General features: G+C 42.3%; 20 protein-coding genes. 19 read left to right on the forward strand and 1 reads right to left on the reverse strand.

The window, feature by feature from the left end; all coding sequences use genetic code 11:
• The first annotated feature begins 28 nt into the window (after positions 1–28).
• From spoIIIAE to CVD28_RS23515, 4 genes are read left to right on the forward strand one after another with little or no spacing between them, the layout of a single operon-like run.
• Complete coding sequence (gene spoIIIAE, locus CVD28_RS23500) at positions 29–1,225, forward strand: stage III sporulation protein AE (RefSeq protein WP_101597130.1); 1,197 nt, start codon at positions 29–31, stop codon at positions 1,223–1,225.
• A 12-nt stretch (positions 1,226–1,237) separates the two neighbouring features.
• Entirely contained in the window at positions 1,238–1,855 is a 618-nt protein-coding gene (spoIIIAF, locus tag CVD28_RS23505; protein ID WP_101597131.1) for a stage III sporulation protein AF, read from the forward strand.
• Positions 1,855–2,520 (forward strand): stage III sporulation protein AG, encoded by a 666-nt coding sequence (gene spoIIIAG, locus CVD28_RS23510; protein ID WP_101597132.1) that lies wholly within the window; start codon positions 1,855–1,857, stop codon positions 2,518–2,520. The genes spoIIIAF and spoIIIAG overlap by 1 nt, the downstream gene beginning before the upstream one ends.
• 14 nt (positions 2,521–2,534) lie before the next feature.
• Positions 2,535–3,122, forward strand: coding sequence for a SpoIIIAH-like family protein (locus CVD28_RS23515; protein ID WP_101597133.1), 588 nt, complete (start codon positions 2,535–2,537; stop codon positions 3,120–3,122).
• Positions 3,123–3,193: 71 nt separating this feature from the next.
• On the opposite strand, the gene CVD28_RS23520 is transcribed toward CVD28_RS23515, so the two are convergent.
• Positions 3,194–4,678: a methyl-accepting chemotaxis protein gene (locus tag CVD28_RS23520; protein ID WP_142384817.1), complete on the reverse strand. Its 1,485-nt coding sequence runs from the start codon at positions 4,676–4,678 to the stop codon at positions 3,194–3,196.
• Positions 4,679–5,075: 397 nt separating this feature from the next.
• Here CVD28_RS23520 and accB point away from each other — a divergent pair, with 397 nt between their 5' ends.
• The 15 genes from accB (at position 5,076) to CVD28_RS23595 (ending at position 21,733) form a co-directional block, all read left to right on the forward strand.
• Complete coding sequence (gene accB / locus CVD28_RS23525) at positions 5,076–5,579, forward strand: acetyl-CoA carboxylase biotin carboxyl carrier protein (protein ID WP_101597135.1); 504 nt, start codon at positions 5,076–5,078, stop codon at positions 5,577–5,579.
• A gap of 14 nt (positions 5,580–5,593) precedes the next feature.
• A complete protein-coding gene (gene accC, locus CVD28_RS23530; RefSeq protein WP_101597136.1) occupies positions 5,594–6,946 on the forward strand; it encodes an acetyl-CoA carboxylase biotin carboxylase subunit in 1,353 nt (450 codons plus the stop codon).
• 26 nt (positions 6,947–6,972) lie between these two features.
• Positions 6,973–7,380 (forward strand): Asp23/Gls24 family envelope stress response protein, encoded by a 408-nt coding sequence (locus CVD28_RS23535; RefSeq protein WP_101597137.1) that lies wholly within the window; start codon positions 6,973–6,975, stop codon positions 7,378–7,380.
• Positions 7,381–7,650: 270 nt separating this feature from the next.
• Positions 7,651–8,043: a transcription antitermination factor NusB gene (nusB, locus tag CVD28_RS23540; protein ID WP_101597138.1), complete on the forward strand. Its 393-nt coding sequence runs from the start codon at positions 7,651–7,653 to the stop codon at positions 8,041–8,043.
• A gap of 25 nt (positions 8,044–8,068) precedes the next feature.
• Positions 8,069–8,935: a bifunctional methylenetetrahydrofolate dehydrogenase/methenyltetrahydrofolate cyclohydrolase FolD gene (folD, locus tag CVD28_RS23545; RefSeq protein ID WP_101597139.1), complete on the forward strand. Its 867-nt coding sequence runs from the start codon at positions 8,069–8,071 to the stop codon at positions 8,933–8,935.
• Positions 8,936–9,201: 266 nt separating this feature from the next.
• Positions 9,202–10,557 (forward strand): exodeoxyribonuclease VII large subunit, encoded by a 1,356-nt coding sequence (gene xseA / locus CVD28_RS23550; protein ID WP_101597140.1) that lies wholly within the window; start codon positions 9,202–9,204, stop codon positions 10,555–10,557.
• The gene (locus CVD28_RS23555) at positions 10,550–10,783 is read left to right on the forward strand and encodes an exodeoxyribonuclease VII small subunit (protein ID WP_101597141.1); all 234 of its coding nucleotides are present in this window, start codon (positions 10,550–10,552) and stop codon (positions 10,781–10,783) included. Before xseA ends, CVD28_RS23555 begins: the two co-directional genes overlap by 8 nt.
• On the forward strand, positions 10,780–11,670 hold the full coding sequence (locus CVD28_RS23560) for a polyprenyl synthetase family protein (protein ID WP_374702568.1): 891 nt from the start codon (positions 10,780–10,782) through the stop codon (positions 11,668–11,670). The genes CVD28_RS23555 and CVD28_RS23560 overlap by 4 nt, the downstream gene beginning before the upstream one ends.
• Positions 11,671–11,854: 184 nt before the next feature.
• Complete coding sequence (dxs, locus tag CVD28_RS23565) at positions 11,855–13,747, forward strand: 1-deoxy-D-xylulose-5-phosphate synthase (RefSeq protein ID WP_101597143.1); 1,893 nt, start codon at positions 11,855–11,857, stop codon at positions 13,745–13,747.
• Positions 13,748–13,751: 4 nt separating this feature from the next.
• Positions 13,752–14,591 carry a TlyA family RNA methyltransferase gene (locus CVD28_RS23570; RefSeq protein ID WP_101597144.1) on the forward strand — a complete coding sequence of 280 codons (840 nt, stop codon included), beginning with the start codon at positions 13,752–13,754 and terminating at the stop codon, positions 14,589–14,591.
• A 282-nt stretch (positions 14,592–14,873) separates the two neighbouring features.
• Complete coding sequence (gene ahrC, locus CVD28_RS23575; protein ID WP_101597145.1) at positions 14,874–15,323, forward strand: transcriptional regulator AhrC/ArgR; 450 nt, start codon at positions 14,874–14,876, stop codon at positions 15,321–15,323.
• Positions 15,324–15,342: 19 nt separating this feature from the next.
• Positions 15,343–17,064, forward strand: coding sequence for a DNA repair protein RecN (gene recN / locus CVD28_RS23580; protein ID WP_101597146.1), 1,722 nt, complete (start codon positions 15,343–15,345; stop codon positions 17,062–17,064).
• 198 nt (positions 17,065–17,262) lie between these two features.
• Positions 17,263–18,552, forward strand: a complete 1,290-nt coding sequence (spoIVB, locus tag CVD28_RS23585; protein ID WP_101597147.1) for a SpoIVB peptidase — start codon at positions 17,263–17,265, stop codon at positions 18,550–18,552.
• A 292-nt stretch (positions 18,553–18,844) separates the two neighbouring features.
• Positions 18,845–19,636: a sporulation transcription factor Spo0A gene (gene spo0A / locus CVD28_RS23590; protein ID WP_101597148.1), complete on the forward strand. Its 792-nt coding sequence runs from the start codon at positions 18,845–18,847 to the stop codon at positions 19,634–19,636.
• A 519-nt stretch (positions 19,637–20,155) separates the two neighbouring features.
• A complete protein-coding gene (locus tag CVD28_RS23595; protein WP_257985962.1) occupies positions 20,156–21,733 on the forward strand; it encodes a DUF342 domain-containing protein in 1,578 nt (525 codons plus the stop codon).
• Positions 21,734–21,808: the final 75 nt, after the last annotated feature.

Consider the following 21,808-nt stretch of genomic DNA (forward strand, 5'->3'; position numbering starts at 1 on the left):
ATCCAGTTAGCTCCAGTGAGGTGATAATATGAAGCAGCAAACCCTGTCCTTAATTCTATTAATAGTTCTCTTATTTTTTGGCACCTCAGATATTGTACTGGCTTCAGAAACAAAAGCGGTAAGTGAAACGTTACCACAGACCGAAATGATAAAATCTCAGATAGATAAGCTGGGAGTAGAAGAACTTAGGGATTACTGGGATAAAGTTACAATAGAATATGGCGGATTTTTGCCAGAAAGCCAGAAAGGCAGTCTCTATGACTTTCTAAGCGGTGAAAAACAATTCTCGCTAAAGGAATGGTTCAAGGGTATTGGAAAATTTATTTTCTATGAACTCATTGCTGGCGGTAAGCTTCTCGGGTCGCTGATCCTGCTCACAGTGCTAAGTATGTTTTTACAGTCACTGCAAAATGCCTTTGAACAAAGCTCAATAAGTAAAGTAGCATATGCGATCGTGTTTATGGTTTTAATCATACTGGCATTGAATAGCTTTCATGTTGCGATCACATACACAAAAGAAACGATAGATTTAATGATTGCCTTTTTGATGTCACTCATACCGCTTTTGCTGGCCTTAATTGCGACATCCGGAGGGCTGGTTTCAGCCGCATTTTTTCATCCGGTTTTACTCTTTCTGATGAACACTTCAGGCCTGCTGATCCAATTTGTCGTCCTTCCGCTTTTATTCCTTTCCGTGTTGCTCAGCATTGTCAGCACTTTGAGCGACCAATATAAAGTTACTCAGCTTGCCCAGCTCCTAAGAAATTGGGGCATTGGATTGCTGGGAATCTTTATGACAGTCTTTCTCGGTGTCGTCTCCGTTCAGGGGTCATCAACAGCAGTGGCAGATGGGATTACGATCAGGACGGCAAAATTTATTACAGGAAACTTTGTGCCAGTCATTGGGAGAATGTTTACCGATGCGGCTGATACGGTAATCAGCGCATCCGTTCTATTGAAAAATACGGTTGGCGTCGCAGGAGTTGTCATCCTGCTGCTGATTACCATTTTTCCGGCCATTAAGATTTTAACGCTTGCATTTATCTATAAATTTGCGGGAGCACTCCTGCAGCCCCTTGGCGGAGGCCCGGTCATCAAATGTCTGGATATTATCAGCAAAAACATAATCTATGTATTCGCAGCTCTTGCGATTGTTTCACTTATGTTTTTTCTATGCATAACAGTTATAATTGCGGCCGGTAATATCACGCTGATGGTGCGCTAGGAGGAAACAGGAATGGAGTTTTTAACAGGCTGGATCACGAATATTATTATATTTGTTCTATTAGCGACCGTCATTGACATGCTCTTGCCTACCTCTTCCATGCAAAAATACGCGAAAATGGTTATCGGGCTTTTATTGATTGCTACAATTCTGACACCGATTCTCCGTTTATTTACAGCTGATTTTGAGAAGATCATGGCTGAGACTGTCCGATCTTTTAATAGTCCAGAAGAAAAAAATACAGAAAATTTGATGGAAATGAAGAAAAAAGAAATACAAGCCTCACAGCGTGCATATATTTTAGAACAAATGGCTGCCGGGCTAAAGGCGGGCGTGGAAGAGGAGTTGATGGAAGATTACGAGATGGCGATAGAATCAATCGATGTAACAGTCAAAAATGATGAACAGCCGCAAATCCCGGAGGATCTGCAAGGTATAACGGTATCGCTGACACAGGCAGAGAACAGGGATGATGAAGTGGCGGCAGTAGCAAAGGTTGTAGTAGATACGAGCAGTCCTCTTCCAGAATCAAACGTGAATCTTAAGGATGTAAAAGAGTTCCTTGCAGCCCAATGGGCAGTAGATGAGGAAATGATAGAAATTGCCGCGGAGAGGAGGGGCAGAGAATAATGAAAAATGAAAAGGGGCCGCTTTCCTGGCTGGCTAAATTGCGAGGCGGCCAAAATGGGGAAGCTGACAAGAAAAAAAAAACCTCCATGTACTCTTATGCTCTCATTGTTATGGTCGCCGGCCTGGGAATTATGATGGTAAGCAATGTCGTAGGGGACAGGCAGGATGACCAGTCAGCCGGAGTCATCCCTGCAGTAGCTGAAACTGCAGGAGAAACAGAGGATGTGCCTGCATTTGGAAAAAAAAATGCTTCTGCAGGCAACTCGATAAAAGATTATGAAAGAAATCTTGAGAATGAGCTGAAAGACGCACTTGAAGCAATAAATGGTGTGGATGATGTCAGCGTAATTATAAATGTTGATGCTTCAGAAAAAAAGGTTTACGAGAAAAATAAAGTCACACAAAAACAAGTAACAGATGAAACTGATCAGGATGGCGGAAAACGTGTTGTGGAAGATTCCTCGACTGATGAGCAGCTAGTAATAATCCGTTCAGGTGAAAAGGAAGTTCCGCTCGTTCTGGAAACCAAAAAGCCAAAAATCAGAGGTGTACTGGTTGTTGCCAAGGGAGCAGGGAATATACAAGTGAAAAAATGGATTATTGAATCGGTGCAGCGTTCTCTGGATGTTCCAACCCACCGGATCGCTGTAATGCCTAAAAAATAAGGGGGAAATGTAAAATGTTATTAAAAAAGCAAACAGTTTGGTTATTGACAATGCTAAGTCTGGTAGTCGTATTATCGGTATACTATTTGACCACACCGGAGCCGAACCCAACCAATATGGCAGCAACCGGCGAAAAAGAGGACAAACAGCAGGAAACGGTAAAAGAAAATCCAGTTACAACTGAAGAAAAGGGAACAGATAAGGCTGACGGAACTGCATCCAAAACTATCACAACTACTGCTGATGATGAAGCTTTTGAGGCAATGCGCCTTGAGATTGAAGACGAGCGCAGCAGGCTTAGAGAAGAGCTTACAGATGTAATGGCGAATACAGATCTTCCTGCTGAAGAACGCAATAAAGCGCACGAATCAATTAAACAGCTATCTGATGTATCCGTAAAGGAAGGAATGCTGGAATCCTTGATTGTTTCCATGGATTACAATGCCGCGCTTGTTAAAATTGACGGCGATGATGTAAATGTCACAGTAAAATCTGATAAAAAGCTTAGCAATGCTGCTGTTGTTGATATCATCAACCTTGTAAGCAAGGAATTAGACGACACATTGAATGTTGCGGTGGACTTTAACGTTTCAGAGAAGTAAAAGTTTGCCTGGCACTGAAAAACCATCTGGAACTGTCCAGATGGTTTTTTGCTGATTAATGATTATTGAGTTCATTTTGATTCGTCCTCGTAAAGCTTCATTAAGCGGGAAAGTGATTCGCTCGCCTCAGAAATGGAATGGACAAGGTGGGAATTCTGATCAGTCTGGTGCTGGACACTGGCGGCAAGCTCTTCGAGCGCGGCGCTCGCTTCTTGTATTACTGAACTGAATTCGCTTACTGACCGTTCTATTCCTTTGGAAGAATCCTCAATGGACTGAATATGGCCATGATAATGTTCTATTTGCTGCTTCAAGGAAAGCACTGTTTCTGAAATAGTTCCAAACGCTTTTTTTGAATCGTTTGCAAGACTAAGGTTCTTATCCATAGCGTTTGTTGCTGAAACTATCTTTAAGCTTGTCTCCTGAGTCTCCGATTTGACAGCACCAAGGTTTTGGGAGATCTGCTTAGCGGTCTGATTTGTCAGATCAGCCAGCTTCCTGACTTCCTCCGCCACAACTGCAAAACCTTTTCCGCTCTCTCCGGCCCGGGCTGCCTCGATTGACGCATTGAGCGCCAGCAGATTTGTTTGCCCTGCAATCTGCTGGATTACATTTACAAAGCCGACTACTTCATCAACATCTTCAGACAAGGAGGTCATTTTAGAAATAATCTCTTTAAAATCCTTTGAAAAAACAGCAATTGCATTTTCAAGGCTGCTAATCAGCAAATTTCCATTGGCTGAAAGTGTCTCCGCCTGGTCAGCCTCTTTGAGGAGCGCTTTCGAAAGAGCTGTAATTTCTGAACCCATCCTGTTTGTTTCCTCGAGTGATTGATTAATATCTGATACAGTGTTTGCATGTACCTCAATTCCTGCAGAAAGTTCCCCAATCGAATGGGCCATCTCCAGCGATGCCTGATGATTATCAAGACTCAAACGGTCAACTGAAGTCATCATTTGCGTGATCACTGATGTATTTTCTTCGAGCGACTTTTTAGTATTTCTGTCTTTTTTCAAAAGTTCTTCAGTCTTCAGTTGGACTTCAGCAATTTGGCTCGACATTCTTTTTGAAATATTTAATTGAAAAGTCAGCAAAATAGTAACAAGCATATGCAATAAAAATACCGTAACGAAATTTTTCGTTTCCAATCCTAATGCTGAGTGATTAAGCACCGTAAATGCCGTAATAATGCAAAGCCCGAGGAAAGACCCAAGCCAGAGAATGGTCCGATTCATATATATGGCTGTCAGTGCCAGGATAAAATAAACAAGGAAGTAGGCTGTTGGTGACACGCTATTTTCCATGATGATAAAAATGACAACGGAAACGATCACTGTGGCTATATAAGGTATAAACGAAATAAAACGGTTCGTATAATGAAGCACGGCAATAGCGAGCACTCCGGTACCGCCGCCAAGAATGATCGATAAAATAACGCCCATGTCCTTCTTCATGAGAATGTCGACAACGGCTGCCAAAACAACAGAGACGAAAGCTGCCTTCATTACCAAGCTGTTTTTTCGCCTTAGATCCTCCAGTATTAGATGTTTCATCATATCCAATTAACATCCCGCCTTAATATTCTAGATCAATACTCATGGTTATTATGTATTAGGTAATTCGCTGTAAAAAAATATTTTCCTCTAAAAGGTTCACATTTTTTTCATATTTTCCCATCATTTGTTTTCCTGAATAGGCTAAATGTCTTTTTCGTGAGACTAATGGCAGGGGTTTTACTGCTGTTTAAACTGCGTTAAAATAAAACCGGGTCTGAATTGAAAGCGTTTTATTTAATAGAAAGTGTTATGATATTGAATTTAGGCAAGATGTTATCGTATGATATTAGTAGCTAGTCTTAAGAAAAGGGAAGCACGGTTTATTCGCGCTTTACTAACATATGATTAAGTCTGCAAGAAACCATTCTTATATTAAACATGAACAAGGGGTGCCAGAATGTTAAAGGTGCAGGAAATCCGAGAACTTATCAAACTAGTTGACCAATCAAGCATTAATGAGTTTACGTATGAGCATGAAGGTACGAAGATCGAGATGAAAAAGCCAGGCAGCGGCCAGCCTGTGAGTCCGGTTTATCAAGCCGTTCCGGTTCAAGCTGCTGAAACGGTTCAGGCTCCAGTCCAGACAAAAGCTGCAGCCATTGAAGCGCCTGCTGCTGTAGAGACTGCTGAAGCTGCCAAACAAGAAAGTGCTAACGAAAACTTACATAAAATTATTTCTCCAATGGTAGGTACCTTCTATCAATCTTCTTCACCAGAAAGCGATGCGTATGTACAGGTAGGCTCAAAAGTGAATAAAGAGTCGGTTGTCTGTATCGTGGAAGCGATGAAGCTGTTTAATGAAATTGAAGCAGAAGTTAATGGAGAAATCGCAGAAATTCTTGTCAAGGACGGTCAATTAGTGGAATATGGCCAGCCGCTATTTTTAGTTAGACCCGAATAAGGAGCTGTAGACATATGATAAAAAAGCTACTGATTGCCAACAGAGGAGAAATTGCGGTACGGGTAATTCGTGCCTGCAAGGAAATGGGAATAGAAACGGTCGCCGTCTTTTCCGAAGCGGACAGAGAAGCTCTGCATGTTCAGCTTGCTGATGAGGCGATTTGTATTGGACCAACTTCCTCGAAGGACAGTTATCTAAATTTCACCAACATTATAAGTGCTGCAAAGCTTACCGGAACAGATGCCATCCATCCCGGTTATGGATTTTTAGCAGAAAACTCTGATTTTGCTGAGCTTTGCAGGGATTGCAGCATCACATTTGTTGGCCCGTCTCCGGAAGCCATTTCTAAAATGGGAACAAAGGATGTGGCGAGGGAAACGATGCGCAAAGCTGGAGTCCCGATTGTACCCGGTTCCAAGGGAATCGTGAAAGATCAGGATGACGCGCTCGCTATTGCGGATGACATCGGTTACCCCGTTATTCTAAAAGCAACGGCAGGCGGCGGAGGAAAAGGGATCCGCATTGCCAAAACACAAGAAGAACTGATTAAGGGACTGCAGATCACCCAGCAGGAAGCCATGACTGCTTTTGGTAATCCAGGAGTGTATATTGAGAAATATATTGAAGATTTCCGTCATGTGGAGATCCAGGTCATGGCCGATAATCATGGCAACGCCATTCACCTGGGGGAAAGGGATTGCTCGATCCAGCGCCGCCTTCAAAAGCTGCTCGAAGAAACGCCTTCCCCAGCGCTTGACAGTGAAACAAGGGACGAGATGGGAGAAGCTGCCGTAAAAGCGGCTCTCGCAGTAGATTACTCAGGTGCCGGAACAGTCGAATTCATTTATGATTATAATAACCGCAAGTTTTATTTCATGGAAATGAACACCCGGATTCAAGTAGAGCATCCTGTTACAGAAATGGTAACGGGCGTGGACCTGATCAAAGAGCAAATCCGCGTTGCCAGCGGCAGCAGGCTTTCACTCTCCCAGGAGGATGTTACATTTAACGGCTGGGCAATGGAATGCAGGATAAATGCAGAAAATCCTGAAAAGAATTTTATGCCGTCACCGGGCAAGATCCAAATGTACTTGCCTCCTGGAGGCTACGGTGTCAGGATTGATTCGGCAGCATATCCGGGGTATTCAATTCCGCCCTATTATGATTCCATGATTGCCAAAGTGATCACCTACGGGGCAACTCGCGAAGAAGCGATCGAAAAAATGAAACGGGCACTTAGCGAATTTATTATTGAAGGAATCCACACTACCATACCGTTCCATTTGAAGCTGCTTGCTCATGAAAAGTTTGTCGAGGGTGAATTTAATACCAAATTCCTTGAAATATATGATGTAATGAATTCATAATGAAGGGGAAACAGGAGGTGCTCTTAATGAGTGAAAATCAAATGTTAGAGATGAATGAGAATAACAGCGGTTTGGGAAAAGTGGAAATTGCTCCGGAAGTTATTGAAGTAATTGCCGGAATTGCTGCAGGGGAAGTTGAAGGCGTGGCTCAAATGCGCGGCAGCTTTGCATCCGGAGTTGTCGAACGCCTAGGGAAGAAAAACCATGGAAAAGGCGTTAAGGTAGAATTAACGGAAACCAGCATAAAGGTTGATGTTTATTGTGTTATGAAATTTGGTGTATCTATTCCAAAGGTAGCACAGGAGGTTCAGGATAATATCCGCCAGACCTTGCTGAACATGACAGCCTTAGAAGCAGATGAAGTAAATATCCATGTTGTGGGTGTTCATTTCGAAAACGGCAAACAAGAAGTGGAGATCGAACAGGAGGTATAAATGCCCTGTTGCTCTAGAATCATTTTTGGAAAAGTTCTATAAAAGCCTCTGTTCTCGCAATTGGCGGACAGAGGTTTTTCTTTTGGCGGAAAAGGAAAGTATAGTAATGAGGGATATTTTCGAAGTGTAAGAATACAAATAACATTTAATAACACGTAATTATAATTGAATTTTACAAAAATAAACTTAAAAACTTAATATTCATATAAGATATACCTAAAATGTTCGTTTTATGCTATTATCTTCATATGAATTGGAAGGAGCCGGAATATGAAAAGAAGAACAGCACGTGAAAAAGCTCTACAGGCATTATTTCAAATGGACATCGGAAAGGCTGAGATGGGGGATGCCATGGACAGCGTTTTGGACGGTCAAGCCAGAGACGAATATTTTGAGTTTTTAGTGCAGGGAACTGAGGGAAATAAAGAACAAATTGATACTATTCTTAGTGATAACCTTGAAAATTGGAAGCTTGATCGGTTAGGCAATATAGATCGTAACCTTCTTCGTTTATCCGTTTTTGAAATGATGAACAACCAAGACGTTCCCGTAAATGTGGTCATGGACGAAGCAATTGAAATTGCCAAGGTATTCGGTGATGATCAATCAAGCAAATTCATCAATGCGGTACTTTCAAAGGTTAAAGACAAACTAGATAAATAAAACATGATATGGGAGGAAGTTGAGAATGGCAGCAAAAATTATTGATGGGTCTGAAATTGCTCGTAAGGTTAGAACTGAGATCGCGGCAGAAGTGGCTGAGCTTAAGGGGAAAAATATTATACCTGGACTTGCAGTAGTACTGGTTGGCGATAACCAGGCGTCCCAAACATATGTGAAAATGAAGCAAAAAGCTTGTGAGGAGCTCGGAATGCATTCCCTCCTGGAAAAATATCCATCCTCACTTTCACAGCAAGAGCTGCTTGAAAAAATTGCCGAACTAAATGAAGATTCCGCCATTCATGGTATTTTGGTTCAGCTTCCATTACCTAATCATATTGATGAAAAAGCTATAATTGAAGCGATTTCTCCTGAAAAAGATGTCGACGGCTTCCACCCAGTCAGCATTGGACGGTTAATGACAGGGCAGGATACGTTCTATCCTTGTACTCCATATGGAGTTATGGTAATGCTTGACCATATCGGCTATGAAATTGAAGGAAAGCATGTCGTGGTCGTAGGCAGGAGCAATATTGTAGGAAAGCCGGCCGGACAATTATTTTTGAATAAAAACGCAACGGTTACTTATTGTCATTCCAAGACTAAAGATTTAAAACAGTTTACGAAACAAGCAGACATCCTGGTTGCTGCGGTCGGCCGTAATGATACCATTCGGGCGGAGCATGTGAAAGAAGGGGCCGTGGTGATAGACGTGGGCATGAACCGGGATGCAGAAGGAAAGCTATGCGGTGATGTTTCGTTTGAAGAGGTGAAGCAGATTGCTTCCTATATTACTCCTGTCCCAAAAGGAGTCGGCCCGATGACTATCACTATGCTTATGTTTAACACGTTAAAGGCAGCAAAAATAGCGGCCGAAAATAGCATGAAGCATTAAAAAGTTAACAAATCATTTAAACAAAGCCGTATCCTTGTTTATAATAACAGGGGACGGCTTTTTTTATAAAGATAAGGATAACTTTTTAAACTAGTAAAGATGTCTAGCTCCAGCGTCCAGCCCATCGAGTGTTGTAACCAAGTGCCGTTACAATCTTGGTCATAAGCCAATCGCTTCCGAAGGCAAAAAGCGCCTTCTGTCAGCGCTTGTCTTATGCTTGTCGGGGCTAACCCGGGCGCTGGCGCTTTTCACCAAAGGAGCTTTTTATGAACGAACAGAAATATCTGACTGTTACTGCTTTAACCAGATATATAAAACGGAAGTTTGATGCTGATCCGCACTTAAGGGATATATATATAAAAGGAGAAATATCCAACTTTAAGCAGCACTCTAGCGGCCATATGTATTTTACCCTCAAAGACGAGCGGGCGAGAATACTTGCTGTTATGTTCGCCGCAAATACTTCATCCCTTAAATTCAAACCCCAAAATGGCATGAAGGTCCTTGTCAGAGGGGACATAACGGTTTATGAACAGAGCGGCCAGTATCAGATGTATGTTAAGCAAATGACAACAGATGGCATTGGTGACTTATATATTGCATTCGAGCAGCTGAAGAGCAGGCTTGAACAAGAAGGGCTGTTTTCACCGCTGCATAAGCAAAGGATTCCAAAGTACCCGGCTGCTGTAGGGGTTATTACCTCGCCGACGGGAGCGGCATTGCGTGACATACTTACGACGATTAAACGGAGGTATCCCGTTGCCAAGGTGATCATTTACCCTGCGCTGGTTCAAGGAACAGCAGCTTCTGCATCTGTTGCCAAAGCTATTACAGCAGCAAACCGCCGGCAGGAAACAGATGTATTGATCGTCGGAAGGGGAGGGGGATCGATCGAAGAGCTATGGGCTTTTAACGAAGAAGCAGTAGCGAGATCTATTTTTGAATCTAAAATTCCAATCATCTCAGCAGTCGGCCATGAAACAGATTATACAATAGCCGATTTCGCTGCAGATTTAAGGGCTCCGACCCCGACAGGTGCCGCTGAGCTCGCCGTTCCTCATTTAAATGAACTGATGGAACGTCTGCAAAACAGAAAAAACAGGCTAACAAGGTCAGTAAGGGAAAATGCAAATACAGAGGCTGCCAGACTCGCCCAATTAGAGAGGTCATATGCCTTTCGCTATCCGCGCCAAATGTACGAGCAAAAGCTTGAACAGCTTGACAGAGCTATGGAAAGGCTCAAGCGGGAAAGCAAGCGATTCTTTATCAATAAAAGTGATCTGCTCCAGCGCCGGGTTGCAGAACTAAAAAAACAGCATCCAAAACAGCGCATTCAGGATGCTGAATCTGCGCTAAACAGACAGGAAAAAAGCATTAGAAGGCAAATGGAACGTATTTTTACTGAGAAAGCAAAAAGCCTGACATATGCAGTCGCCACCCTGGATGCCCTCAGCCCGCTAAAAATAATGGAACGGGGATACAGCCTGACCTTTACAGAAAATGAAGAATTGGTGAAAAGCACTGAACAGGTTAAGACAGGAGATATCATTACGGTAACATTGCGAGATGGGAAAATTAAAGCAGAAGTTAAAGACAAGAGGGAGAGTGCAGATCATGAGTGAAGAAAAGGAGTTATCTTTTGAACAGGCAATGGACAGACTTGAGCAAATTGTAGAAAAATTGGAGGACGGAGATGTTCCTCTAGAGGAAGCTATTGTGTATTACAAGCAGGGGATGGACTTATCAAGGCTTTGCCACCAGAAGCTTAAAACGGTTGAGGAGCAGCTTACGGAAATTTTGCGGGAGGATGGAGAGCTGGAGGGCTTCATCGTGCAAGAGGAGGAATAGAGATGAGTTTTCAGGCCTTTTCTGAAAAATATAAAAGAGCCCTCGAACTAGATATGCAATCCCGTATTGACAGGCTGGATGCACCTGGCACGTTAAAGGAATCGATGCTTTATTCGCTGGAAGCTGGCGGGAAAAGAATTAGGCCAATTTTGGTATTTGCCGTAATGGAGGCTTTTAAAAAAGATCCTGCCAAGGGAGTATCCGTTGCTGCCGCCATTGAGATGGTCCATACATATTCGCTGATCCATGATGACCTGCCCAGCATGGACGATGATGATCTGCGGAGAGGTAAGCCGACAAACCATAAAGTGTTTGGAGAAGCAACCGCTATCCTCGCTGGGGATGCCCTTTTGACTTACAGTTTTCAGGCTATCACTGAAATGGATATAGAAGAAGTCACTCCACAGATACAGCTAGAGCTAATTAAGCTTCTATCCAGTTCGGCAGGGGCTGAAGGCATGGTTGGCGGCCAAATGGCCGACATAGAGGGAGAAGGTAAACATTTGGCTCTTGAAGATCTCGAGTATATACACAGCAATAAAACAGGCAAACTCCTGTCTGCGAGCATAATATCAGGGGCAATTCTTGCAGGTGCATCCGAAGAGCAGAAAAAACATCTCTTAGAATTTTCAAGGCATTTAGGCCTTGCCTTCCAAATTCGTGATGATATTTTGGATATTGAAGGTTCTCAGGAGAAAATAGGAAAGCCGGTTGGGAGCGATACGGCAAATTCAAAAAGTACCTATCCGTCATTGCTATCAATGGATGGAGCAAAGGAAAAACTGCGGTCTCATATTGAACTTGCCCGGCTGTCTCTTGCAAAAACCGGCATTAATACAGAATTGCTCGAAGAAGTGACCGAGATGATTGCTGCAAGGGACCATTGACCATAAATATTAGAGTTTGTTTAGGAAAGTGTTTTATGCTATAGTGAGGTAAAATTGATGATCAAACCGCCAATAGTGCCCAGCCGTTACCACACTGTGTTAGCGGCTGTTTTTTAGCAGGCGGTTGCGGTGGCGCCTAAACAGTGGGCCCTGAAACAATCAGAAAGAAAGCGAGTGATCCTATTTGGATCTTCTATCAATACAAGACCCGACTTTTTTAAAACATTTAAATAATGACCAACTTGAAGAGCTGAGCAGTGAAATCAGGCAATTCCTGATTGAAAAATTATCTGTAACCGGAGGACATATTGGCCCCAATCTTGGAGTGGTAGAACTTACGGTTGCATTGCATAAGGAATTTAACAGTCCCGTTGATAAAATTATCTGGGATGTCGGCCATCAATCGTATGTCCATAAGATTCTGACCGGACGGGCTGGCGAGTTTGATACGCTCCGTAAATATCAGGGGTTATGCGGCTTCCCGAAGCGGTCCGAAAGTGAGCACGATGTCTGGGAAACCGGTCATAGCTCTACTTCCCTGTCAGCAGCAATGGGAATGGCGATTGCAAGGGATCTGAAAAAAGAAGAAAGCTATATTCTGCCGGTTATCGGAGATGGAGCGCTTACGGGTGGTATGGCCCTTGAAGCGTTAAATCATATTGGCCATGAGAAAAAAGATATAATCGTCATCCTGAATGATAATGAAATGTCAATTGCCCCCAATGTAGGTGCACTGCACAACGTCCTGGGCAGGCTGCGGACAGCAGGCAAATACAACTGGGTGAAGGATGAGCTTGAGTATTTGCTGAAGAAAGTTCCGGCTGTTGGAGGAAAGCTGGCTTCAACTGCTGAGCGGGTAAAGGACAGTTTAAAATATTTGTTCGTTTCCGGAATGTTTTTTGAAGAGCTTGGGTTTACATATCTTGGCCCGGTTGATGGACATAATTATGAAGCTTTATTTGAAAACCTGCGTTATGCCAAAAAAACCTCGGGACCTGTCCTGCTTCATGTAATTACAAAAAAAGGAAAAGGCTATAATCCTGCCGAGAGTGATAAAATTGGTACTTGGCATGGTACGGGCCCTTATAAAATCGAGACTGGTGATTTTGTTAAGCCAGGGAACACGCCACCGGCCTGGAGCAAGCTGGTCAGTGAAACAGTCCGGGAGATTGCACGGGAGGATGAGAGAGTCGTCGCGATTACCCCAGCAATGCCGGTTGGTTCCAAGCTCGAAGGATTTGCCAGTGAATTTCCTGAACGAATGTATGATGTTGGAATAGCCGAGCAGCATGCGGCGACAGTGGCTGCAGGATTAGCGACGCAAAATATGAAACCGTTCCTTGCTATTTACTCTACATTCCTGCAAAGAGCATATGACCAAATGGTCCATGATATCACTCGTCAGAACCTCAATGTATTCATTGGAATTGATCGTGCCGGATTGGTAGGGGCAGACGGAGAAACCCACCAGGGAGTTTTCGACATTGCGTTCCTGCGGCATTTGCCTAATATGGTTCTAATGATGCCAAAGGATGAAAATGAAGGCCGCAATATGGTATACACTGCCTTAAAGTACGATGATGGTCCAATTGCCATGCGGTTCCCGCGCGGAGAAGGCCTCGGCGTTCCGATTGATGAACAGTTTACACGTCTCCCAATTGGTTCATGGGAAGTTTTGAGGGACGGAAAGGATGCTGCTATTCTTACATTTGGAACAACAATTCCAATGGCAATGGAAGCTGCTGAAATTCTTAGCAGCCAGGGGGTTTCCGTCCAAGTTATCAATGCACGTTTCATAAAACCTTTGGATGAAACGCTGCTGAAAGAATTATTTAAGCTGAAAATGCCAATTTTAACGATAGAAGAAGCCGTCTTGCAGGGCGGATTTGGCAGTGCTGTCCTTGAATATGCAAATGAGAGCGGGTACCATGATGCAGTTATCGACAGAATGGGTATCCCTGACAGATATATAGAGCATGGCTCTGTAAATAAACTGCTGGAAGAGATTGGTTTAACAGTAGAAAACACGGTTAAAAGAATCAATTTGATTACACCAAAAAAGCAAAAAAGGGCATGACAACATGAAGGTAAAAAAAGAAAGACTCGATGTATTGCTCGTGGAGCAAGGATTAGCAGAAACCAGAGAAAAAGCAAAACGGTATATAATGGCAGGCCAGATATACGGAAACGAAGTAAGGCTTGATAAGCCTGGGGAAAAGATTCCTGTCGATACCGCCCTCACTATTAAAGGAAAAGTGATGCCCTATGTTTCAAGGGGCGGACTCAAGCTGGAAAAAGCATTGAAAACCTTTGATCTTCAAATGGAAGGTAAAATTCTTCTTGACATTGGGGCGTCAACAGGCGGCTTTACGGATTGCGCTCTCCAGAATGGAGCTAAGATGTCTTATGCACTGGATGTTGGCTATAACCAGCTTGCCTGGAAGCTGCGCCAGGATGAAAGAGTGAAAGTAATGGAGCGGACTAATTTCCGCTATGTTACACCTGCTGACCTTGGCGGAGAGATGCCAAATTTTGCAAGCATAGATGTATCATTTATCTCTTTAACCCTAATTTTGCCAGTCCTTAAAACACTGCTTGTTTCGGGTAGTGATGTTGTAGCACTAGTAAAGCCGCAATTTGAAGCAGGCAAGGAACAGGTTGGAAAAAAGGGTATAGTGCGGGAACCAAAAATCCATAAGGAAGTGCTTAGCAAAATCATCAGCTTTGCCCAAGGTGAAGGGTATGATATAAAAGATGCTTCTTTTTCTCCAATTAAAGGAGGAGAAGGGAACATTGAATTTTTGCTGCACTTATTATGGTCAGGCCAAAAGGAAACTGGGGATATCTTTCTAAAACAATCAGTTGAAGAAATTGTAAAAGATGCCCATGAACAGCTAAAGCAAGCTAAAATTGAAGAATAACTATGAAAACCCCGCCAACCCTTGCTCCCTGTTGGCGGGGTTTATTTCCTTTCATACCCTAAAAGTGAACATCAGAATCTCGGGACAGTCACTTGATTATTTTCAGAAGCCTCTAATAAACCAGGTGAAATAAAGGAAAAGTAAACAAAAAGGCGAATACTGTAATATATAGACGTTATTTGAAGAAAAAAATTGTACTATTTCTTTAAATCAGCTACGATTATTTTTGAATACGGCAACTGGCTATACAGTACTATTTATTTTTAATGAGGTGCTTTTAGGATGAATAAAGGACAACGGCATATTAAAATCAGGGAAATTATCGCAAATAATGATATAGATACGCAGGATGAACTGGTAGATGAATTAAGGAACGCTGGTTTTAATGTAACACAAGCCACCGTATCGAGGGATATTAAGGAACTCCACCTCGTTAAAGTACCTCTTATGGACGGAAGATACAAATACAGTCTCCCTGCGGATCAGCGGTTTAATCCACTGCAAAAATTAAGGCGTATATTGGTGGACGCATTTGTCCGGATTGATTCAGCGAGCCATTTGCTTGTTATGAAAACACTTCCGGGAAATGCTCAAGCTATCGGCGCTCTTATAGATAACCTTGACTGGGACGAAATAATGGGTACAATTTGCGGAGATGATACTTGTCTGATTATTTGCCGAACCCCGGAAGATACAGAGAAAATAACAAACAGATTTTTAGAAATGCTCTAATAAGGCGGGTGAACGAGATTTGTTAATGGAATTATCGATTAGAAATTTTGCCATTATAGAAGCCCTTTCGATTTCTTTTGAAAAGGGCTTAACTGTATTAACTGGCGAAACCGGTGCAGGAAAGTCCATAATAATTGATGCAATCCATCTGCTCGTTGGCGGCCGCGGATCTTCAGAGTTTGTCCGCCATGGCGAGTCCAAAGCAGAATTAGAAGGCCTGTTCCAAATTGAAGATGAGAACCATCCTATTATGGCCAAGGCGGCAGAATTCGGTATAGAAATAAGCGATGGAATGATTGTGCTGCGAAGGGATCTGTCGGCTGCGGGGAAAAGTGTTTGCCGTGTGAATGGAAAATTGGTCACAATCGCAGGGCTGAGGGAAATTGGCAGCACATTGATTGATATTCATGGCCAGCATGAGCATCAGGAGTTAATGGACAGCAGTCTCCATCTGCCCCTTCTTGATCAATTCGGAGGGGAAAAGTTGGCTGCCTCCCTCGCTGAATACCAGCTGCTTTACAAAGACTATGATTCAGCTTTGAAGCAGCTTAATAAGCTGAGCCAGGACGAAAAACAAATGGCTCATAGGCTCGACTTGATCCAGTTTCAGTTCGATGAAATCCAGAAGGCAGATTTAAAGCTGAAGGAAGATGAAGAGCTCGGGGAAGAACGCAAGAAAATCAATAATTTCGAAAAAATTTATGAATCTCTGCAAACAAGTTATGAGGCACTTCGGGGCGAGCAGCGTGGCCTTGATTGGCTATCGGTTGCCATGAACAACCTGGAAGATGCAGCAAGCATAGATGATTCCTTGAAAAATACGGCAGATACTGTTTCTAACAGCTATTATATCCTTGAAGACATTTTATCAACGATTAGCGAGCAGCTGGAAAACCTCGAATATGACCCGGTCCGGCTAGATTGGATTGAAAGCCGCCTTAATGAAATAAATCAGCTAAAAAGAAAGTACGGAAATACAATAGAAGAAATAGTTGAATATGGGGCAAAGATTGAAGAAGAAATCGAAACCCTTCAAAACAGGGAAACACATATTGCGAAGCTGCAAACACAGGTTAAATCGATTAAGGACGACCTTCTTGTGGAAGCGAAAAATCTATCACAGCTTAGGATGAAAGCAGCGAAACAGCTGACGAAGCTCATCCATCAGGAATTGAAAGAACTTTATATGGAAAAAACGATTTTTGAAGTCCATTTTCATAAAACTGGCCAGGATTATTCCGAGTTCAGGGGCCAGGAAATCCTTAAGAACGGACTGGATGAACTTGAATTTTATATATCCACTAATCCAGGGGAGCCTCTTAAACCTCTTTCAAAAATTGCCTCAGGTGGAGAGCTTTCCCGAATAATGCTTGCTTTGAAAAATATCTTTTCGAAGCATCAGGGAATTACTTCTATTATTTTTGATGAGGTCGATACAGGTGTAAGCGGCAGGGTGGCCCAGGCGATAGCTGAGAAAATTCACAGAGTCGCGGTTCATTCTCAGGTTCTGTGCATCTCCCATCTTCCTCAGGTGGCTGCAATGGCAGATACCCACTTGTTTATTGCCAAGGAAATTAAAGGCGGAAGAACGAAAACAAGTGTAACACCATTAAATGAACAAGAAAAAATAGATGAAATAGGCCGGATGATTTCAGGGGTGGAAATCACTGATCTAACTAAGCAGCATGCAAACGAGCTGCTGCTGCAGGCAAAGCAATTGAAAAAACTTTCCGCCAGTTAAAGGAGTCTTGTGCAAAGATAAATTTTCCAGCTGTTTTCGGTTTTTTCTATTTACATGATATAGTTTACTCATTCATTGAAATGCTATCCAAAAACGGATAGCTTTTATTTTGTCTCCGGGTTATAAATGGCTGTTGTGAGGGCTAAATTAAACATGTAGCCATTAGCGAAAGCAAAGAAGCGAGGAGAGGTGAATGGATTGAAGTTTGTATGGTTAAACAGAATCATCGGTGGAATTCTCCTTGTTTCGCTATTACTAGCAGGTTTTTACCAGCCGCTACGTGAATACCTGTCCATCCCGCGAACAATTGTCCTTTTTGAAGGTGAAACATATAACATTCCTAAAGCGCTTCCTGTAAATGCAACGGTTACAGCAGAAAAAAATGTAACTGTTAATGAACAAAGCGATTCCATTACTTTAGGGGCTGAGCACCCTGGAACAAATGAGCTGCTTCTGGATTTTGCAGGTCTTCCAATCAAAAAAGTTGATGTGGAAGTGATCAAGAACTTTAAAGTAATACCCGGAGGACAATCCATTGGCGTGAAACTGAACACGCTTGGTGTACTTGTTGTTGGCCATCATTTGGTAAAAACAGCGGAAGGAAAAAAGTCACCGGGAGAAATTTCCCATATCCAGGTCGGGGATATTATAACCGAAATCAACGGAAAGAAAATTGAAAAAATGTCAGATGTTTCACAATTAGTAAAACAGTCGGGAGAGGACAGCAAACCTCTTCGGCTGGTCATTAATCGGGAAAATAAACTAATTAAAACATCGCTGGTTCCTTTAAAAGATAAAGATGAAGGCGTATATAAGCTCGGGTTGTATATCCGGGACTCAGCAGCCGGCATCGGGACTATGACGTTCTACCATCCTGATACAAAGAAATACGGTGCTTTAGGCCACGTTATTTCGGATATGGATACGAAAAAACCAATTGTTGTGAAAGATGGGGAGGTTGTCCGCTCTACGGTCACATCGATTGATAAAGGCAGTAATGGTGATCCGGGGGAAAAGCTGGCCAGTTTTTCATCTGACCGGTCAGTAATCGGAAACATCGCAAAAAATAGTCCTTTCGGTATTTTTGGAAAACTAAAACAGCAAATTCCCAATGGCATTATGGATAAACCGCTGCCAATAACCTTATCTCATGAAGTCAAGGAAGGACCTGCTCAGATATTAACGGTATTGGACGGGTCAACAGTTCAACCGTTTGATATCGAGATCGTCAGTACAATTCCTCAAAAATTCCCTGCAACAAAAGGAATGGTACTAAAAGTAACAGATCCAGAACTTCTTGAGAAAACAGGAGGAATTGTCCAAGGGATGAGCGGCAGCCCGATTATTCAAGATGGAAAACTAATAGGTGCAGTTACTCATGTATTTGTAAATGACCCCGCTAGCGGCTATGGAGTGCACATCGAATGGATGCTGAATGAAGCAGGTATTGATATTTATGATAAGACAAATACAGCTGAAGCCAGCTGATTGGAAATAAACACCCTTTTTTACCTAACCTTGCCTCTCTAATGGCAGGGTTTTTTCATAAGTCTTTATTAATAATGGCAAAAACCAAAGAGATTATTCGACAAACTTTTGGTGTTTGTAAAAAAACAGTCGAAAACATGAGAAAAAGAGAGTAAAATAGAGCGTTAGGGTTATTTTTGATAAAAAAACAAAAATTAAAAGGATTTTGGTTCCCATTGTCGAAAGGTTACCTTACAATATAATTTATAATATTTGGAAAGAAACATGAATTGTTCTTGAGGAGGAACCAAGGGTGACAAAAATAAAAGTGTGTGTCGTGGATGATAATAGAGAACTCGTGGGGTTATTAGGAGAATACATTTCTTCCCAGGATGATATGGAAGTGGTAGGTGTAGCGCACAATGGCCAGGATTGCTTAACCCTGCTGGAGAATGTCAACCCTGACATCTTGCTGCTCGATATTATTATGCCCCATCTGGATGGGCTGGCTGTACTTGAAAAGCTTCGTGAGTCACAAAAAGCTTCCATGCCTAATGTCATTATGCTTACTGCCTTTGGCCAGGAGGATTTAACAAAAAAGGCTGTTGATTTAGGGGCATCATATTTTATTTTAAAACCATTTGACATGGAAAACCTTACAAGCCATATCCGTCAGGTCAGCGGAAAAACAAGCACCTTTACTAAAAAGGCTTCTTCCTTTTCTTTCAGAAGCACCCCTGATAATAAGCCAAAAAATCTTGATGCCAGCATAACAAGCATTATCCATGAAATTGGCGTACCTGCTCACATAAAGGGCTATCTATACTTAAGAGAGGCTATCTCCATGGTTTACAACGACATAGAGCTCCTTGGTTCCATTACGAAAGTTTTATACCCGGATATTGCAAAGAAATACAATACAACCGCCAGCCGAGTTGAACGTGCGATTCGACATGCTATCGAAGTAGCTTGGAGCAGGGGGAATATTGAATCGATCTCATCACTTTTTGGATATACCGTTAGTATGTCAAAAGCAAAGCCGACGAACTCCGAATTCATCGCCATGGTTGCTGACAAGCTTCGTCTTGAACATAAGGCTTCTTGAAACGGTTAGGGGTACGACACCATGGCTGCCGTGCCAAATTTATTTCATTCCTTGGACCAATGAGTTAATTCATTGGTCTTTTCTTATGGGGAAATATCGCTATTGTTTGTTTAGTATATAAATTTGTCAAAAATTTAAAATGATATACAAGAAAAATTGACAATTTGGGAAATTTTTCACAAAGTGAAATTGTTTTATTTTATACTAGAAGGTAAGGCTTATGCATTTTTTTCGGCGGATAAGATAGATAAAATTATATTTTTTTTAATATAAATCCGCTTTCCATCCGCATTAAGCAGAACACAGACTAAGTGCGCCAGTGCTGTAACTTACCTTGTTACAACATTTTTCCTGGAACAACGTCTGTGTGACCCACATCCTCACCAAGCTATCGCTTTGTTTCGTGCGAGGTATCGCTGCAGAAGCTTTCCTTGTCCTGTGGGCCTCAACTAAGTCTGAATCATCGCCTTTTAAAGTCTTACCAATCGGCGAGTTTTCTAATTGGAAGGATAGATATCGATGGAAATAGTGAGTAATGAGTTCCTTATACTTGAGGAGGAAAATGGATCTGTTTTTGCGACAGTAACAAAAAAAGGTTTTCCTCTTCTTATGATCAATCAGCTGCTTTCCGGCTTTCCCCGGGTAAACCTTAATAAGTTTATGGTGCTAAAGGAAGCGATTGAAACTGCTTCCGGGGAAAAGGTTGAGGTCGGTTTGGTTAAGGCTGAAGTGGAGTGTATTCTTTCCAAGGACCTTATGACTGCTAAAATTCGGTTAAACTGCTTGCAAGAAGATTTAGCCGGTAACAACGATAAATACGTGTCTAATATTCTTGATTTGCTGCATTATCACAACGTCCGCGAAGGAATTAAGGTGCAGATATTGCATAGCGGTCTGGAAGCAGGGAAAGAAATAATTATCGCTACAGGCACTGAGCCAATTAATGGTGAGGATGCAGCGGTGATTTATTTTAAAAGATCTGATAGAAAGCCAAAAATCATGGAAGACGGAAAAGCTAATTATTATGAGATGAATTTTATAGATGAAGTAAAAAAGGGTGACTGGCTGGGAGAGAAAATCCCCCCTAAAGATGGAAAGCCTGGCAAGACGGTTACAGGAGACTTTATCCTTCCTAAACCAGGGAAAAATAAAAAGCTTTTTTATGATCATAAAACAATTGGCGAGTATGAGGAAGATGGAAAAACTGTCCTGCGCGCACTCATCGATGGTGTAGTTGAATTCCAAAGCGGCAAAATCGTAGTCGGTGATCATTTAGTTATTGATGGTGATGTTGGCATCGAAACCGGAAATGTTGATTTCATTGGCAGCATCACGGTTAAGGGAACGGTTATGGACGGATTTACGGTTACCGCAACAAAGGATATTTCCATCATGAGCGAGCTGGGAATAAGCGGGATTAACCGGCTGGAATCAAAGACAGGCGATATCTTTATAAAGGGCGGAATTTTTGGGAAGGGGCAGTCCATCGTTACAGCTGCAAGAAATATTTATCTAAAGCATGCCAATGAGTGCACTTTAGAAGCTGGAGAAAACATTCATATCGGCTTTTATTCCCTTGGATCTGTTTTAAGGGCGAAGAACATTATTGCAGATGGAACAAAAGGGAAGCTCATTGGCGGAGTTATTGAAGCCCGCAGCAAAGTGACTGCCGGAATAATCGGAAACAAAATGGAACGGAAAACGGTTATCCAGGTCGCCGGCTTTAATCGGGAAAAACTGAAAGCCGAGCTGGATGAAATGCTAATGGAATATAAGCAAAAGGTGATGGAGGTTGAAAAGCTTAAACGGAAGCTCGAAGTATATGACAGCTTTATTGGTCAGCTTAATTCATCCCAAAATCAGCAATTTGAAGAAACAAGAGACTATTTTGATGCTTTGATGCATAGCATCTTCACATTTGAAGAAAAGCGTAAATCCATTATGGAAATGCTTGAGACGAAAGGGGAAGGCGAAGTCTTTATCGGCCAAATTGCATTTCCGGATACACAGCTTGAAATTAAGCATCTAAGGAAAAAACTGAATTCGGCGACAAAAGGCACTTTCTATGCAGAAAATAATAATTTGCACTACGAGTAGGCTGGATCCTCTGTATTTATTGACGGAAAGAAGAGACCTGGCAAACGATTCAAAACCCTGAATCGGTGGAGGCTG

The organism is Bacillus sp. M6-12, from assembly GCF_002860285.1.
In the GTDB taxonomy this organism is placed as follows: Bacteria; Bacillota; Bacilli; order Bacillales; family DSM-1321; genus Peribacillus.